Source organism: Nesterenkonia populi, from assembly GCF_007994735.1.
Lineage (GTDB): Bacteria > Actinomycetota > Actinomycetes > Actinomycetales > Micrococcaceae > Nesterenkonia > Nesterenkonia populi.
On record NZ_VOIL01000001.1, the window covers coordinates 2,117,579 to 2,134,508 of the forward strand.

The 16,930-nt window shown below is 61.9% G+C and carries 13 protein-coding genes; 7 read left to right on the forward strand and 6 right to left on the reverse strand.

What is annotated here, in order from left to right; all coding sequences use genetic code 11:
• Positions 1 to 37 precede the first annotated feature (37 nt).
• From FWJ47_RS09840 to FWJ47_RS09850, 3 genes are all read right to left on the reverse strand, one after another.
• Entirely contained in the window at positions 38 to 715 is a 678-nt protein-coding gene (locus FWJ47_RS09840; RefSeq protein ID WP_170228548.1) for a replication initiation factor domain-containing protein, read from the reverse strand.
• A 529-nt stretch (positions 716 to 1,244) separates the two neighbouring features.
• Positions 1,245 to 1,478, reverse strand: coding sequence for a hypothetical protein (locus FWJ47_RS09845; protein ID WP_147107552.1), 234 nt, complete (start codon positions 1,476 to 1,478; stop codon positions 1,245 to 1,247).
• Positions 1,479 to 1,789: 311 nt separating this feature from the next.
• Positions 1,790 to 2,017 carry a hypothetical protein gene (locus FWJ47_RS09850; protein WP_147107556.1) on the reverse strand — a complete coding sequence of 76 codons (228 nt, stop codon included), beginning with the start codon at positions 2,015 to 2,017 and terminating at the stop codon, positions 1,790 to 1,792.
• Between the two features lie 168 nt (positions 2,018 to 2,185).
• Here FWJ47_RS09850 and FWJ47_RS09855 point away from each other — a divergent pair, with 168 nt between their 5' ends.
• Positions 2,186 to 2,473 (forward strand): helix-turn-helix domain-containing protein, encoded by a 288-nt coding sequence (locus FWJ47_RS09855; RefSeq protein ID WP_147107560.1) that lies wholly within the window; start codon positions 2,186 to 2,188, stop codon positions 2,471 to 2,473.
• A 107-nt stretch (positions 2,474 to 2,580) separates the two neighbouring features.
• Positions 2,581 to 3,864 (forward strand): ammonium transporter, encoded by a 1,284-nt coding sequence (locus tag FWJ47_RS09860; RefSeq protein WP_147107563.1) that lies wholly within the window; start codon positions 2,581 to 2,583, stop codon positions 3,862 to 3,864.
• 105 nt (positions 3,865 to 3,969) lie between these two features.
• Here FWJ47_RS09860 and FWJ47_RS09865 read toward each other — a convergent pair whose 3' ends face one another.
• Entirely contained in the window at positions 3,970 to 5,217 is a 1,248-nt protein-coding gene (locus FWJ47_RS09865) for an MFS transporter (RefSeq protein ID WP_246126259.1), read from the reverse strand.
• Positions 5,218 to 5,274: 57 nt separating this feature from the next.
• A complete protein-coding gene (locus FWJ47_RS09870) occupies positions 5,275 to 8,604 on the reverse strand; it encodes a chromosome segregation SMC family protein (protein WP_147107565.1) in 3,330 nt (1,109 codons plus the stop codon).
• Positions 8,605 to 8,718: 114 nt separating this feature from the next.
• Here FWJ47_RS09870 and FWJ47_RS09875 point away from each other — a divergent pair, with 114 nt between their 5' ends.
• Positions 8,719 to 10,782, forward strand: coding sequence for an acyltransferase family protein (locus FWJ47_RS09875; protein WP_170228549.1), 2,064 nt, complete (start codon positions 8,719 to 8,721; stop codon positions 10,780 to 10,782).
• Between the two features lie 25 nt (positions 10,783 to 10,807).
• On the opposite strand, the gene FWJ47_RS09880 is transcribed toward FWJ47_RS09875, so the two are convergent.
• Positions 10,808 to 11,527: a class I SAM-dependent methyltransferase gene (locus FWJ47_RS09880; protein WP_147107571.1), complete on the reverse strand. Its 720-nt coding sequence runs from the start codon at positions 11,525 to 11,527 to the stop codon at positions 10,808 to 10,810.
• A gap of 240 nt (positions 11,528 to 11,767) precedes the next feature.
• On the opposite strand from FWJ47_RS09880, the gene FWJ47_RS09885 reads away from it, so the two are divergent.
• Genes FWJ47_RS09885 through FWJ47_RS09900 form a run of 4 tightly spaced genes read left to right on the forward strand, consistent with a single transcriptional unit; the run spans position 11,768 to position 16,920 of the window.
• Positions 11,768 to 13,024, forward strand: coding sequence for a glycosyltransferase (locus FWJ47_RS09885; RefSeq protein ID WP_170228550.1), 1,257 nt, complete (start codon positions 11,768 to 11,770; stop codon positions 13,022 to 13,024).
• Positions 13,021 to 14,064, forward strand: coding sequence for a hypothetical protein (locus tag FWJ47_RS09890; protein WP_147107577.1), 1,044 nt, complete (start codon positions 13,021 to 13,023; stop codon positions 14,062 to 14,064). The genes FWJ47_RS09885 and FWJ47_RS09890 overlap by 4 nt, the downstream gene beginning before the upstream one ends.
• On the forward strand, positions 14,057 to 15,685 hold the full coding sequence (locus tag FWJ47_RS09895; RefSeq protein ID WP_147107579.1) for a glycosyl hydrolase family 28-related protein: 1,629 nt from the start codon (positions 14,057 to 14,059) through the stop codon (positions 15,683 to 15,685). The genes FWJ47_RS09890 and FWJ47_RS09895 overlap by 8 nt, the downstream gene beginning before the upstream one ends.
• Positions 15,682 to 16,920 carry a glycosyltransferase gene (locus FWJ47_RS09900; RefSeq protein WP_147107582.1) on the forward strand — a complete coding sequence of 413 codons (1,239 nt, stop codon included), beginning with the start codon at positions 15,682 to 15,684 and terminating at the stop codon, positions 16,918 to 16,920. Before FWJ47_RS09895 ends, FWJ47_RS09900 begins: the two co-directional genes overlap by 4 nt.
• The last annotated feature ends 10 nt before the right edge of the window (positions 16,921 to 16,930 follow it).

Sequence of the window (16,930 nt, forward strand, 5' to 3'; positions counted from 1 at the left end):
AGCGCCCAAGCGCCATTTTTTGATTTTTCCCATTGTGTTAAGACAACGCAGGCCTCAGACTCGAACCCTCCGCCGACGCCTGAGACTTCCGATCAAGCTGCACAAGCAGCCATTCCGCGAACTCGAAGTCACACCCCAGCTCCTCACGCTTCTGCTGCAAGGTGTCCCCGTACTGGTGCCGCATCCACCCCAGAGTGATATCCAGATCAGAGGCCTCCCTCTTCCAGGTGTTGACCTTCTCCACCACCACACCGAACACGTCTAAGCAGAAGACTTGACCCCAGTTCGACAGACCCCACAGCTCCTCCGGTGACATGCTCGCCGCCTTCTCACGCGCCAACTTTCCCGGCTTAGCCTCACACTCCACACGCACCAGAGTCTCTGACATCCGGGCAGTACCACCCTGCTCAGCCATGTACTTGTTCACCTGCTTGCCCTTCTCATAGATCCGCACATAGAACGGCGAGCGAGGAGAGCCGATATACAGCGTCCGGCCCAGGCCCTTCACATCATCCCGCAGCCAGTCTCCGCGCTGATCCGTGTTCAGGCTGTACTCCTCAGCGAAGCGGCGACCTGCCTCAGCGAGCTTCTCCCAGGTGCCTTCACCATCATCGAAGTCCTGCGCAGCGTCAGCACGGGTGACCCAATGAGCATCCGGCCAGAGCTCCCTGATCGCCATAGCAAGCTCGTGGGAATCCTCACCCTGAGCACGCACGTGAGGCCTACCCCCATTACCCCCATAGAGCAGATGACAGACCCGAGACCCATCCCTCATCAGCTCGAAACCCGCCTGATAGCCAAGCAGCGGCTTGCACGCCTGAAACACACCCCCGAGCCTGCGCTCCAAGAGATGCCCCACACGCTCCGGCACATCGTTGATCGAACACATATAGGCATCGAACCTCATCGACTCACCAACTGACACCAAACGACATCAAGTGAATAGAAGTTGGGGGGTGCAACCCCCGTGTTACTAGACGGGGGTCGCCCACACCCGGCCACCCGGCCGAGCACGAAAAAGCCCCCACCCGAGAAGACGGGAAGGGGCAAAGAGGAGTGGATGGAGCCGGGACGAGCCTGATTGGGGCCAATAAGCCCCAGGATCGTTCCTGACGGCGTCCCGTCAGCACAAGCAGCCGAGGGGCCACCAGGCACGGCCGAGCCTCCCAGCGGGGCAGGGGCGGCCAATGCGTGGCCGCTACGAGCCCAAACACTCCCAGACGACACGGGAACCACGTCACCCATCAGGCGTCCAGAAAATCGAAGATGCTCAGCTGCTCACCAACCACAGCCGACGACACCACACGCCGAGGCCGCGCAGCAGGCAACGGCCACACCAGATAACCCGACTCCCAAGCAGCCGCACGCATCGCCTCAAAATTCTCCCGCTGCGCGACCTTCTCATCCTGCTGACCAGGCACCAACGCAGCCGACCGATTCACCTCTGTGCCATCACAGAGCGTGTGAACCTCTTCCATGAACGGCAGCCAAGGACGACGACCACTCCACGGCTGCGGAGTCTCCGCAGACATCACAATCCAACCCCGACCACGAACCGCACCCTGATGCCGAGGACAGCACAACGCCCTCAACCGACCAGAAACAACACTCCAAGACGAAACCTGAGCCACAACGGACTCCTCACCGAGCGACTAATGAGCGAACCCACAGAAAGAGGGCCGGTCCCGTCGCTCATCCGGAACCGACCCTCTACACCTGTATCTATGGGGGACAATCCAAGTTCTTCGTCTTAACTCAGTACTTGGATATTTCCCACTGTAACAGAAGCTCAGATAATTGCCTGCCTGATAACCCCCGGCCGCAGCGCCAGATCAGGAACACCCGCATCATTCAGGATCGCCGCAATCGCGAAGACCGGCCCATCCTCGAAGACATAGCCACCATCGGTGACAACAACATCCTCTCCATGGCCCTGGGTATAGAAGCCAAGAACCCCACCCATCTGATCCTTGATCGTGTACTGGCAATAGGTGCTGTAATCGGTCCGATCAATCATGCCCGTCTGCCTCACCATGTCTCCCAACGTCACACAGGCGGCCTCTCCGCCCTACGAAGCAACAATAACCCAACTTTTGGATAAATCCAACCTTGGGCGCACTTTCTCACAGGCTCCTTTAAGGTTTTCCCCTGGTGATCGGATGGGATATATCCCATACTTGTGGACATGGCTGAAACCCTCACTCGTCCAGGTCCTTCGACAGTTCCAGAACTGACCCTTGCAGACCGACTTCTCATCGCTCGCCGTCACGCCGGAATGACCAACGCCGAGCTTGCACTAGCCACTGGTGCCAGCAAGAACACCATCACCAACGCCGAGCGTGGCAACTCCAACCCCTCCCCCATGCTGCTGAAGAACTGGGCCACAGCCACCGGTGTCTCCCACAACTGGCTCATCACCGGCAAGACACCAGCCGAATCTGAACAGGAATCGCTTTTCTCAGGAGAAAGTTAACCCTCCGGAAACATAAGAGCCGTTGGGGTGAAACACAGGCCCACCAGGATGGTTGTCAGCTCGCACCGGTGAGAGCCATCGGTGAGTGATGTTTCCTGGAGGGACATATGGAATATCTGGAAGGCATCGAGGACCTCACTGGTCTGTTCGAGCCGTTGTGGCTGCTTGTGGCCACGGCGCTCGTTCTGTTCATGACCCCTGGCCTGGCGCTGTTCTACGGCGGCCTGACGCAGACGAAGTCGGTCATCAACATGATGATGATGAGCTTTGCCGCGATCGGGCTGGTGGCGATCACCTGGGCCCTGTGGGCTGACGGGATCTCCTTCGGAGAATCGGCAGCCGGCGGCCTGTTCGGCATCCCCGGCGGCTTCGCCCTGTACGACACCTTCGACACGGACCCGTCCGCCCTGGTGGAGGTCGGGTTCGGTGCGACCTTCGCGATCATCACCACTGCGCTGATCTCCGGGGCGATCGCGGACCGTGCGAAGTTCTCCGCATGGATGATCTTCGTCCCGGTCTGGCTGACTCTGGTCTACGCTCCCCTGGCCCACTGGGTGTGGGGCGACGGCGGCCTGCTCGTTGAGGGCGGCCTCATCGGTGACGCTGTGGGTGAGGCTGTTGACTTCGCCGGCGGCCTGGTCGTCCACATGTGCGCTGGTCTGGCTGCTCTGGCCCTGGCTCTGGTCATCGGCCCCCGTCGCGGCTTCGACAAGCTGGACCGCGCCACCCCGCACTCTCTGCCCCTGGTTCTGCTGGGCGCATCCATCCTCTGGTTCGGCTGGTTCGGCTTCAACGTCGGCGAGGCTGCTTTCCCGGATGAGTCCGGCCTGAACGTCATCAACACCATCCTGGCTCCGGCTGCTGCTCTGGTCGCGTGGCTGATCACTGAGGCTGTCCGCGGCAAGAAGCCTTCTGCTGTGGGCGCTGCCTCCGGCATTGTTGCTGGTCTGGTCGGCATCACCCCCGCTGTGGCGTTCGTCAGCCCCATGGGCGCAATCGTCCTGGGCCTGGTGGCCGGTGTGATCTGCTGCTTCGCGGTGGACTTCAAGTGGGGCAAGTACGACGACACCCTGGACGTCGTCGGCCTGCACTTCGTCGCCGGCCTGTGGGGCACCATTGCGATCGCCCTGTTCGGCCGCGCCGAGCTGATCGGCGACGGCCGCGGCTCTGTGCTGCTGGACGGCGAGTTCGCCCTGCTGGGCGCCCAGCTGGTCGCCTGTGTGGTCACCCTGGTCTTCACCTTCGTGGCGACCTTCATCATCGGCATGGTCATCCACAAGACCATCGGGTTCCGTGTGGCGCCCGAGGTTGAGGATGCCGGCATCGACGTCGTCGCTCACGGCGGCCCGGCCTACGCCGCCGCTGAGGAGCTTCCCGCCGAGACTCGATGATCTCGCGGTAGGCACGTCACCTCATCGGAGGAGGGGCGGGCTCCAGCATCATGCTGGGGCCCGCCCCTTTCTCTGTGCACGTGCTCTGCGATGCGTCTCAGCTGCCTACGACGTGGGCGGCGTCTGCTGAGCGGCCGGCTGCTTGCTGGCGAGAGTCTCAGGCGCAAGGGACCAGGCACCGGCGGCGAGCATGAGGATGAGGCCGCTGAGGCCGAACGCCCACGCATAGCCGAACTGGTCCACCAGCAGCCCGGCGAGCAGCGGGCCGATGATGGCGCCGAGGTCTTGGACCATCTGGAAGGTGGAGATGACGGTGCCCCCGTTGCGCCCCTCCCCCACGATGTCGCCGAGGGCTGCCTGCTGGGCGGGGACGATGAGCCCGGTGCCGGCTCCGGCGATGAGGCTGAGGGCGAGAAGCACCCAGGGCTCGGGCGCGAGGCCGAGAGTTCCGGTGGCCGCACCTGCAACCAGCAGCCCGACGATCATGGGCAGGCGGCGGCCCCACTCGTCCGAGCGCTTGGCCAAGGTGAGGACGATGGCGACGTTGCCGGCGGCGAAGCAGGCCAGGGCGACGCCGGCAAGCTGGGCAGAGTCGATGAACCACCCGGTTCCGACGAACGCGGAGGCGGCGAAGAGCGGGACCACGGAGTTCCGGAGCCCGAAGGTGGCCCACCCGTTGGCGAACCCGGAGGCCAGCGCCGCCCGGTAGCTGCCGTGCCGCCACGACTCCGCCACGGAGGCCCGCTCACGTTCGTCCTTGTTCTTGCGGTCTTCGAGCCGGGACTTCCGCAGCATGAAGAAGACGACGCCGGCGGCTGCGACGAGGGCGGCTCCGTAGACGAGGAAGGGCCCCCGCTGGCCGAAGACCAGCAGTGCGGAGCCGAGGAGAGGACCAGCGATGTTGCCGATGAGGAAGGCGGAGGCGTAGGCGCCCATGACCCGGCCGCGGATGTGCGGCGGGGACTTGCGGGCGAGGAAGGTCATCGCGGCCACGGTGAAGAAGGTGGAGCCGATGCCGCCGACGGCTCGGAAGGCCAGCAGCAGCTCGTAGGTGGGCGCATATGCGGTGGCGATCATGGAGACGGCGACGATCAGCAGCCCGATGACGTAGACGGGGGTCTCCCCGAGCGCGTGGGTGAGTTTGCCGGAAGCGGGGGCGAACAGCAGCCGGAAGAGGCCGAAGGCGGAGACCACCGCGGAGACGGCCATGGCGGAGACGCCGAAGTCGGAGGCGTACTGCGGCAGGATTGGTGAGACGATGCCGAAGCCGATGGCGATGATGAACGCCGAGACGATCATCACCTTCAGCTCTGAGGGGATGGGCGTCCTGGCTTTCTGTTCACCGGCAGTCACAGAACATGTCCAACGCCCGGTGTCGGCGTCCTGTTCCCGGGCGAGGCGCGGCAGGGCTCAGCCGGGGGCCGGCTCGGCCTCGCGCAGTCGTTGGGAGATGACCCGGGTGGAGCCGTCCTGCCGCATGGAGACTCCGTAGAGGGCGTCGGCGATCTCCATGGTGCGTTTCTGGTGGGTGATGACGATCAGCTGGGCGGATTCGCGCAGCTCCTCGAAGATCACCAGCAGCCGGGACAGGTTGGTGTCGTCCAGGGCGGCTTCGACCTCGTCCATCACGTAGAAAGGGCTGGGTCGGGCTTTGAAGATCGCGACGAGCAGCGCGACGGCGGTGAGGGACCGTTCGCCTCCGGAGAGCAGGGAGAGCCGCCGGATGCGTTTGCCGGGCGGACGGGCGTGGACTTCGATCCCGGTGGTGAGCATGTCTTCCGGGTTGGTGAGCTCGATGCGCCCCTCGCCGCCGGGGAAGAGCCGGGCGAAGACACGCTCGAACTGCTCTTTGGTGTCGGCGAAGGCTTCGGCAAAGACCTTCTCCACGGTGGCGTCGACGTCGCGGATGATGCTGAGCAGGTCCTGCCGAGACTTCTTCAGGTCGGCGAGCTGGCCCTGGAGATAGGTATGGCGCTCTTCCAGCGCGGAGTGCTCCTCGAGAGCGAGCGGGTTGACCTTTCCCAGCGCTTTGAGATCCTTGCGGGCTTGGGTGAGCCGTGCCTCCTGCTCGGAACGCGCATAGGGGCGGCCTTCCGGCTCATCCTCCTCCTCGCCTGGCTCGGACTCCCAGTCAGGCACAGCCTGGTCGGGACCGTAGTGCTCGATGAGGTATTCGGCAGTGAGGCTGAGCTCTTCGTCCGCCCGGGCCTCTGCGGCCTCCAAGGCGAGGCGCAGCTCGGTCTGCCTGACCTCTGCGGCGTGCAGGCGCGCGGTGACCTCGTCCAGCTCCGCGGCCTGCTTGCCGCGCGCGGAGCGCCGCTGCTCGGCCTCGGCGGTGAGCCGCTGGTGGTGGTGCTGGGCGGACGTCATGGCGTCCTGGGCCTGTGCGAGCTGTCCGGTGAGCTGCTCGACGGCTCCCTCAGCCTCGGCCCGGACTTCCTCGGCTGCCTGGGATTTCCTCTCCCGAGCGGCGGCGGCCTGCTGGGCCTGTTCGCGCCGGTGCTCCTCCTGCTGGGCTTGGCGTCGGAGTGCGGCCGCCCGTTCGAGCAGCTGCTTGTGCTGCTCCTCGGCGGCGCGCAGCGCGAGCCGGGCGTCGACTTCTTCACGACGGCGTGCAGCTGCTTCGCCGCTGAGCCGGTCACGCTCCTCGGTGGATGGGTCTTCGATCACCTCGTCGGACTCGGCGGCCTGGAGGCGGGCGGCGAGCTCTTCCTTCTGGGCCTGCAGCTCAGTGATGGAGGCTTCGGCGTCGTCAATCTCTTTCTGGGAAGCTTCGATGCGTTCGCGGGCGCGCTCGACTTCGGCGGTGAGCCGCTGGAGCTGCTCTGAGGTGGAGGCGATGGCGGCCTCATTGGCCTGGTGCTCCTGCTGGGCATCAGAGGTGCGCTGCTCTGCCGCTTTGAGAGTTTCGGCGCTCTGCGCGGCGGCAGCTTGGGCGGCTTCGAGCTCGGCCTGGGTGTCTTCGATCTGCTCCTTGAGGCGTTCGATCTGTTCGGCGAGGGAGCCTTCGACGCTTTCGCCTGCGCTGCCTCGGATCCGTTCGCCGTCTTTGATGACGGCTTTGCCGAGGGTGAGGGCGGCGGCTGCGTCGCCCCGGGTGACAAGGTCCTCGCCGAAGCCGGCGTCCCCGACGAGCACAGTCTCGGCGAGCGCTTCTCGCAGCTGGGCCTCCCGGTCCGGGCTGGCTTGGATGATGTCGAGGCTGAAGGCGGCGCCGGGGTCTTCGAGGGTGACGGCTTGGTCGGCGGCGGCGAGCGCTGCTTCGAGTCCGGAGAGCCGGGCGCGGTGTTCGGAGACGGCGATTTCCAGCTGCCGGGCTGCGGCGAGCCTCTGCTCGTGGGTGTCCTTGTGCTTCTGCTGCTCGGCGCGGGCCGCTTGGTGTGCTTCGGCGAGCTCAGCTCCTCCGGCACCGGCGTCTTCGCTGCGCTGCCGGAGGTCTTGGAGGTCTGCGGCAGAGGACTCGAGGGCGGTCTGGTCGGCTTGGCGCTGGGCTTGGGCCCGGTCGCGGCGCTGCTGGGCGGCTTCGATGCGTCCGTGGACGGTGTCGATGCGTCCGCGGAGGGTCGCGAGTCCTGCGCGTTTGTCGGCTGCGGCGCGCAGCTGCTCGGTGATGCGGCTCTCTTCGTCGGCAAGTGCCTTCTCCGCTGCGGCGCGGGTGGTGCCGAGCTGTTCGAGATGGGATGCGGCGTCGTCGACCTGTGCTTTCTGCTCGGCGGCTTCTGCGGTGACCTGTTCGGCTTGAGCGCGCATCTGCTGGGGGTCGCGCGAGCCGCTGTAGTCGACGACGGCGGAGGCGGCGAGGCTGGTGGCGCGCTCTGCGGCGAGGGATGCGACGGAGCGGAGGCGTTCTTGGACTTGGGCGAGCTGGTGGTGGCCGGCGGAGAGTCTCTCGGTGAGGGTGCGCGCGTCCTCAGCTTGGTCGGTGAGGGTGCGGATGGTGCGGTCTTGGGCTTCGAGCTCGGTGCGGAGCCTCTCGGCGGCGTCGATGTCTGACTGTTCGCCTTGGCTGGAGGCGGAGAGGGCGGTGGCGGCTTGGACGAGATCGTCGGCGATGAGGCGGGACAGAGCGTCGCGCAGGTCGTGCTGGATGCGTTGGGCGCGTCGAGCGACCTTGGCCTGGCGGCCCAGGGGTGCGAGCTGCCGGGAGGTTTCGGAGATGAGGTCTTCGAGTCGGTCGAGGTTGCCCTGCATGTTGTCCAGTTTGCGGACGGACCGTTCGCGGCGGCGCCGGTGCTTGAGGACTCCGGCGGCTTCTTCGATGAATCCGCGCCGCTGCTCGGGGGTGGCGTGGAGGATCTGGTCCAGCTGGCCCTGGCCGACGATGACGTGCATCTCGCGGCCGAGCCCGGAGTCGGAGAGGAGCTCCTGGATGTCGAGGAGGCGGGCGGAGGACCCGTTGATGGTGTATTCGGAGCCTCCGGTGCGGAACATGGTCCGGGAGATCGTGACTTCGGAGTAGTCGATGGGCAGGGCGCCGTCGGTGTTGTCGATGGTCAGGCTGACGGAGGCCCGGCCGAGGGGCTGGCGTTCTGCGGTGCCGGCGAAGATGACATCTTCCATGGATCCGCCGCGGAGGGATTTGGCGCCCTGCTCCCCCATCACCCAGGAGAGCGCGTCCACTACGTTGGACTTGCCCGAACCGTTGGGGCCGACGACGGCGGTCACCCCGGGCTCGAACTCGAAGGTGGTGGCGGAGGCGAAGGACTTGAACCCGCGCACAGTCAGCGTCTTCAGATGCACGGGCTCTAGTCTGCCCTATGGTGTCCGGCTCAGAGTCTACTTCTATGTAGAATGTGTCGGCCTTCTCGGCCGCCCTGTTCGAACGGTTACCTCCCAGAGAGTCCTTCCTGCCCCATGCCCTTGCGCGAGAAACAGTCGAAGCTGCTCAGCGGCCTGCCGGAACGCTCCTACCGCCCGGAGCTTCACGGCGTCCGGGGCCTGGCGATCCTGGGGGTGGTGCTCTTCCACCTGTTCGGCGACGGCCGGGTGTCGGGCGGCATCGACATCTTCTTGGCGATCACGGGCTTCCTCTTCACCGCGATGCTGCTGCGTGAGGCGGCGGAGAACGGCGGCATGATCCGTCTGGGCCGATACTTCGGGCGGCTGGCCCGTCGCATCATCCCGCCGGCGGCCCTGGTCGTCGTGGTCACGGCAGTGGTCGGCTACTTCGTCCTTCCCTCCACGCAGCACCATCAGCTTTTCCGCGAGGCTCGAGCCTCTCTGCTGTACTTCGAGAATTTTGAGCTGATCAGCTCGCAGCTGTCCTATGAGGCAGCAGGCCCTGATTCCAGCCCGTTCCAGCATTTTTGGTCACTGTCGGTGCAGGGGCAGTTCTATCTGATCTGGCCGATCGTCGCCGTTTTGGCGGTCCTGCTGGCAAGGGTGCTGCGGCGCTCTGCCGCCGGAGTGATGGCCGTCTTCGTGGGCCTGGTGTTCGCCGGCTCTTTCGTGTGGGCGATCCACATGGGCGGGGTGCATCAGGAAGAGGCATACCTGATGACGAGCACCCGAATGTGGGAACTGGCCTTCGGGGGCCTGCTGGCTCTCCTGGGAGCGCGCCTCACCCTGCCGAGGCCGCTGCGGATGCCTGCGGGCTGGGCAGGGTTTGCTCTGATCGTGCTGTGCGGCTTCTTCCTGGACGGCGCCGAGCTCTTCCCGGGGCCGTGGGCGCTGTGGCCGCTGGCCGGGCTGGCGCTGGTGCTGGCAGCCACCCGTCCTGGTGAGACCAGTGAGCAGTCGCGATTCTCCGCGGCCCGCGTGCTGTCGACCCGTCCTTTCGGCTGGCTGGGCGGGATCGCCTACGGGCTGTACCTGTGGCATTGGCCTGTCCTGATCTTCTGGCTTCAGCTGCGCGACGCCGACCACGTCGGCCCCCGCAGCGGCACCATCGTGCTGACGATCTCCCTGGTGCTTGCCGGACTGACCCTGCGCTTTATGGAGAAGCCGCTGGCGCAGCCGAAGCGGCGCGGCAACAGGCTACCCCTGGCGCTAGCAGCCAGCGCCCTCGTGCTCGGCGGGGTTGGCTCAACGGCTCTGATCTCCCATACACACGTAGACGTTCCCGAGGGATATGCCATGTCTAGCGTGGATAGAGAAACATATCCTGGCGCGGCGGTAACACTGGAAGACGCTGGTGAGGCGCCGAGCGACGTGGACTTCTATCCTTCCCCAGAAGTTGTATCCGGCGATTTTCCGGAGTACCGCGACTGGGGCTGCAGCCAGGGGCGCGGCGACGAGTCACACATGGGAGAGGTCCTAGTATGTGAGGATCCGGATGAACCTGACGACCCTGCAGCAACTGTCATGCTGGCGGGAGGATCTCACGCTGGGCACTGGCACGCGGCCTTCTCAGTGCTCGCGGAACAGCACGACTGGGAGTTGCTGGTAGCCGACAAGAACGGTTGCAGGTTCGGGTCCGCCACTGACCCGGAGACTGACAAATGTCATGAATGGCAGCTCAACTTCATGGAGACCTTGGAGGAGCGGCAGCCAGACTTAGTAGTCACGCCCGGCACCGCCTCATTTGGTCCTGACCACCCCGAGCACATTGCGAAAGACGCGCCGGACAGGTGGGAAGAAATTGTGAACTCTGACACAGAACTGTTGCTCCTCAGGGGAATTACCCGCCCCGCTTCGGACGTCCCGGACTGTCTGGCATCCCGGAGCTCTCCTGAGGAATGCGGACCCAATTTCGGTGCTTATCAGGAAAACAACCCGTTGGACATGAAGGACATGCCAGAGGGCATCTATGTCGTCGACATGATCCCTCACATTTGCCCGGATGGCGTTTGTTCTGCTGTCGTAGGCAACGTGGTCGTCTATCGAGACGCTAGCCATCTCTCAAATCAGTACGTCGAAACGCTCGCCCCGATCCTCGACTCTTACCTCCGCGACGAAGCTCCTCACCTCTACAGGTAGAAGTACTGGTAGCGGCTCCGATTACTCAGTTCTGCAACCTGAGATGGAGCAATCGCTCGCGCCGCCAATTTGCATCAACGACATCTAGCGGATGATCCTCCAACCACTCTCCGACAAGCTTTTTCATGTCAGGCGTGTGGACATCGTCGATCAGGATGTCGCAGCCAGGCACCAATTTGGAGACCACCTGCTCAAACGTAGGCCGCCTCGCGGAACGGTCCGAAGGTCCATCAATGACGAGAAAGTCGACGTCAGCTATGTCTTCAAGTGTGGACGGGTCGTACCACAGCTCCCCGCTCTCCAGCGGCTTAAGCCCGGCCAGTCTGAGCTCCAGATGGCCAAAACCAGGAAGACTCTCCAGCTCCTTACCTATCGACTCGTAGTACTCCGGGTCATCCTCCAGCGAAACGAGACGCCCATAACCCACATCCGCCAGAAGCCTTGCCATCCACGCTGTGGACTGCCCCGTGCCGAACTCCAGAATATTCCGAGGGCGCCTTTCAACAACCGTACGGACCAATTTGAGGGCCGCGGACGAGGTGAGCGAATAACCGCCGAAGGACACAGGAGGCAGGAGCGCCGAGGACAGCTTACTGAGCTCAACGACGGGCTGCACCGCATCTGCCACTCGGTCCGGCATCTTGATGTTCTGCCTCCTCAGCGTGGCAACCTCCTCACGCAAGGAAGCAATTTCTTCACGCAAACTGTCCACCTCAGAGCTAGAGACGCCACGTTTGAAGATCATCCTAGGGACTATACGGTCGAGTCCTGAATGGCAGGTATAAAGTTGCCCTCCCGCTATTGGCCCTGAGCGTCGCTAACGGACCCACCAATTGCATCCAGCTAGACTCTCACCGTCCCGCATGAAAGGAAGTCCATGAGCTCTCTCAGCCCCCTCGGCCGCAACCTTCGCCGAGCAGCTCGCAAGCTTAAGAGAGGACTCGCTAAACCTGGCGCTCCATCTGTCGGGCGAACAGAGAGTCAGGTGGCAGCCGCTGCTTCCCCACTTTTTGTGGGCCACACTCGCTTCAGCGTTCACCAGTTTGGATCACGCTACTTCAACGCCACCCGCGAGGGCGACACCGGCGCTCGTTTCAGCGAAGACGAGTACACCGCATGGCTCTACAGCGCAGAGCGACTGAACCCTCGGACCGAGATTTTTACTGAGTTGACGCTGCCGCAACTCGCCATCGCCGCGGAAGGCTTCAACGTAGTGCACTACGTGTCTTTCTCGCCATCACTCCCAAGAGAACATCGTGAGGCGCTAGAGACAGCAGCAGCCAAGTACAGTTTTCTGGCGCTGAATGAAACGACAGAGGTTGTTTCCTCGACTCCCTCAAAGAAGCTCATTCGCGCTGCAGCACAAAAGCATGGACTCACAGACGGCCCAGTAGGCCTATACCGTCTGGACGATGACGATGTGCTTTCGACCAATTATTTTCACCGAATGGCGCCTTATGTCACGTCCAAGCACATTGGCTGGTGGGTCTCACAGGGCCTGGGCATGGCCTCAATCAGACTCGGTGACCGCTTCGTTTACGCTCGTCAGTACTACTACCCTAAGAGCGCGTTTGGTCCTCTTTGCATCGCTGGTTACCAAGACGGGGAAGTCACGCATGCGCGGGCACCGAAGCACACCATCATGGATCACACCAACCCGACAATCCTTGATTCGCGCGAACCCGCTTACTTCCATATTCGTCACAGGGGACAAGACAGCACCCTTGGCGGCAAGCCTGAACCGTTTTACCCCGAAGCGATGCTGAGGATCCGAAGCCAAGGCCCCGCAGACCTCGACCAGGTTAGGACTCTCTTCCCTCTGCTCGCGGACAGGGTGACGACCAGCCCCGGCATAGAAGGAGAAGCTGTCACTCTTGCAGAATCAACTACCCTGGGAATGGAAGAACTGAGCGCAACTTGGGGCCGCCCGGGAGCGATGGCCCTCCTCCTAGATTTCAAGGACAAAAGACAGATCAAACGTGACGAATTGAGCGTAAAATTCAATATTTCGAGTGAAGGTTCAGATATTTCTTGCGAGGAGATTAAAGAGTTCTTCGCCTCCGCCAAAGTATATCCTGAGGCCGACGGTACTTTTGTTGCCTATGTCCCCTTCCAGCGAACCGGCCTTGGCTATCTCCTTCCACTTGAACCCCCGAAAGGGGCCCAAATAGAGGCATTGAGCCTTCACACGCATGGTCAAGAACCGCTGTTCCTCCGCCGCCTGGTGGCGTTTCCCCTATGAACCGGCACGTCAAGCGATTCATCCACGAAAACCTGGCGGACTGTAAGCCGTCCGCCTACGAGGGGAAGCACCCTGAAGCTGCCCGTGTACTTCTGAGCCGCGCAGCCAAACGCAACACTATCTTTCCCAAACCCCTCTATCGAAACCAGCACGTGCTGACGAAGGGGAACGAGGTCGTAGGCGGGTTCGACGTCATGCTCACCACACTCGTCAGTATGGAAGCCCTACATGCATCAGTCGACAGGATCCTTGCACGCCAATACTGGCTTTCGAGCAAACTGCCCCACGCCGAATGGCAAACCTCGAGCGATGTTTCCAGCGCTTCTGCTGAGGGCGCAGATTCGCCTTTGCTTGTTCGACCTGCATCCAGCAGAGCGGGGCTAGGAGTCACTCATAACGTTGCCGGCGCAACCCCACTAGCACAGGCTCTCGACAAGGCCGAAAGCCGACGGAGCGGGGGCGAATACGCATCTGAAAAGGTTCTCATCGAGACCTTTCACGAAGCCGTGGACCTCAGACTTTTCGTAGTTCACGAAAGTGTCGTAAGCGCTCTCGTACGACTCCCTCTTTTCTGGAGAGGCGACGGCCGCTCTACGCATAGCGAACTGGCCCTTCAGGCAAACGCCTCACGAACGGCGACTCCCCTACTGCACCGCTTCAATAAGAGCCTTGAGGGGTGGTTCGAACGCTGGCCGGGTGTGGATTCGATCAGTGAGGAAGGCGAAATTTACTTCCTCTCGCCTCACGTCAATATCCGCCAGGCTGGGCTCACTGTCGATGTAACCGATATCGTGCACCCCTCCCACAAGGAGCTAGCAGTCGAAGCCAGTTGGGCCATTCCGGGGAGTCGAAGTGCTGCAGTCGACCTTCTCGTAGAAGATGTCTCAGAAAAGTCGTACGCGCTCGTTCAAGACTTCGACGCCCAAGCCGAGCTCGTACCCCACCACTACCCTTGGATGGGTCGTGGTCGTTCAGTGGCGGACTCCATCATGAGAGCCGTCAGTGCTAAATCTCTCTATCACAGGCTCAGCAATGTCTGACGTCCCCAGCCGGTTCCTCACATACGCCAAAGACCTCGTCCGCCGCATGAAGAGACCGACTGCTAGAAGCCTGTGGAGGGAGTATCGTCGTGAACCTTATACTCACGCTCAAATCCCCAACGTCTCCTTTGCTGGATACAACCGCGGAGACGATCCTCTCCCTCGACCCTCCGGTCCAGTCTTTGATGTTTCTTCCTTCGGGGCCGAACCGAACGATGGAGAGGACGCCAGCCATCCAGTTAATGATGCGATCAGAGCCGCCGAAGCTGCCGGCGGGGGCGTGGTTCACTTTCCAGAGGGACGATTCCGCTTCGATGCCCCGATCTGGGTACACGGATCGAATATCGTACTTAGAGGGTCAGGATCAGACAGGACTACCCTCTATTTCCACCAACCTCTCGAAGAGGCATACCGGGCGGCTCGCATGGGCGAGTGGTCCTGGACCGGTGGCCTGATCTGGTTCATCCCTAGGGAGCTAAAGGCCGCTCTGGAAGAATCAGACTGGCAGTGGGGAGCTAACGAAGGTTGGCTTAATGACGAACCTTTCTCCTTAATAAGAACGTTCGTTCCCCGAGGCAGCTTTCGACTGCCCGTTGCCGAGACCCACCGCCTTGAGGCTGGCGACCATGTGCTACTCACTGTCAACAACACAATCGACAACAGCTTACTAGCGCATCTATGCGGCGACCTTCCAGTCACCAGTTACGACTTCGGCGAGCAAGCCTCCTCCCTTCATCGCCAAAAGAACTACCAGCAGTACCGCTGGCCTGTACTGATAAAAGAGGTGCGAAAGCACGAAGTGCTTCTGGCTCAACCGACAAAAATCGACCTCCGGCCCGAATGGTCGCCACAATTAGCGCTCCTTGGCCCGCGCGTCGAACAGTCCGGATTAGAGCACCTAACGCTGCAGATGAGACAAGCGCCCCAACGAGAGCACAACAACGACCGGGGGTTCAACGGGCCTCATTTTCAAGCGGCCGTTAACTGTTGGGCCAAGGACGTACACGTCGTCGACAGCGAGAACGGATTCGGCTTCACGTCGGCTAAGGGGGTAACCCTTAGTGACGTGAGAGTTTCAGGACAAGCACGCCATCACAGCTTCATCTGCCGAGAACAGACACACGATTGTCTGGTCCAACGATTTCTCGTGCCGCCCGCGACCACACAGCTAGCCAACGGAGCAAAAACGCACGGAATCAACGTCGAGGGGTACTCCTCGGGAAATGTATGGTCTGACGGCGTGATGGAAGGAACGTTCGATTCACACCGCCGAATCCCCTTCGAGAACGTGAGAACCCAGATCACATTGACGAATAAAGGTGTGCTAGGAGGCGCTCGCCGCGCAGGCCCCCACTGGGGAGCGAGGTTCGCCCACTGGAACATCAGTGTCAGCAATAAACGCGCATATGCCGTGCGACTGGAGAACCACGCACCCTATAGCGTGATAGTTGGAATAAGCGGGACTGACAACATTCACCCTAAACCCCCAGAATTTGCGGGACCTATTCACACGGTTGCCACGGACCTAAACTCCGCTGTTCGCCCCAGCAATCTGTACGAAGCCCAGCTCACCCACAGACACCGTACGCAGACCGCCTTTCGCATCGAGGATGCCCCATGAACCCCCTCTTCATCGGATACACACGCTTCAGCGTTCATCAATACAACTCGGGAAGCTTCAACGCCACAAGCCGGAACCAGTTTTCTGAGGAGGACTACACAAACTGGCTTTATGCTGACGACCGGCTGGCTCCACGCACCGAGATCTTTATCGACGAGAGCCTCCCCCAGCTCGCGGAATCCTCCGGCGAGTGCGAAATCGTGCATATCGTCACTATCTCCCCCTCTCTCCCGCAAAAGTACCGGGACGCACTAGAGCATGCACGTTCTCGGTACAAGTTCCTTCGGATCTACGAAACTAAGAAGCGAGCCGCCCCCAGTCACCCGAACCTCGGTCTTGTGAGGACCTTTCTGGCCAAGAGGAACATGCAGGGGAAGGTGTTCGGCATGTATCGGCTCGACGACGACGACGTCCTCCCCATTGACTTCTTCGCCAGAATGACCCCCTATGTCGATCCCGGTCACGTAGGCTATAGGGTCTCCCTCCCGCAAGGAATCGCTGCAGTAAGGACCGGGAGCGGCTATGTCTTGCCGTGGACTACTTACGAGGCCAAGAGCTCAGCCGGGTTCCTCTCAGTCCACAAGTTCTCGAAAGACGGGAAGAATATTCACGGTCTTGAAAACCAACGCCACATTCGTGGTCACCAAAACTCGGACCGTAATTTCCCAACCGTATTGGACGCACGCGAACCGGGGTTCTTCCGTGCACGCCATGCAAGCCAGGACAGCACACTTGAGTCGACAGGCGGGCCGTTCTATACACGCACCCTTAGCAGGGCCCTAGAGAAGTCGAGGGCCTCGTTGGACACTCTGGCTAAATACTATCCCCACGTTAAAAAGGCAACTTTCGACTCAATTAAAGATCTTCCCCAAAAACAAAACCTACTAGAGCAGAATCATACATGCTCCAGCGAGGAACCCATCTTGCACGATCTGGACGGCGCGCATATCCTCAGTGGCCGCCTCTCGCGTCCGCTAGCGAAAGAAGAGACCCTAGCTCTCCGGGTGCGCACCTCTGGAGAGCCTTCCTCCGACTCCCACACGTGGAAAGAAGCCGGTTTTAACGCGGATCGAGCCACCGGAGAGTATATAAAACCTCTGCACATTGACCGAAGCTCAACCGAGGTCATCGCCGTCATCGAACCACCTCACGGGGCGCAAGTTCACGCTTTCACCTTTGAAGGCAATACTGACGACCTACAACTGGAAGAGTTGCAGGTCGCACCCCTAACTTAAGAATCCAGTA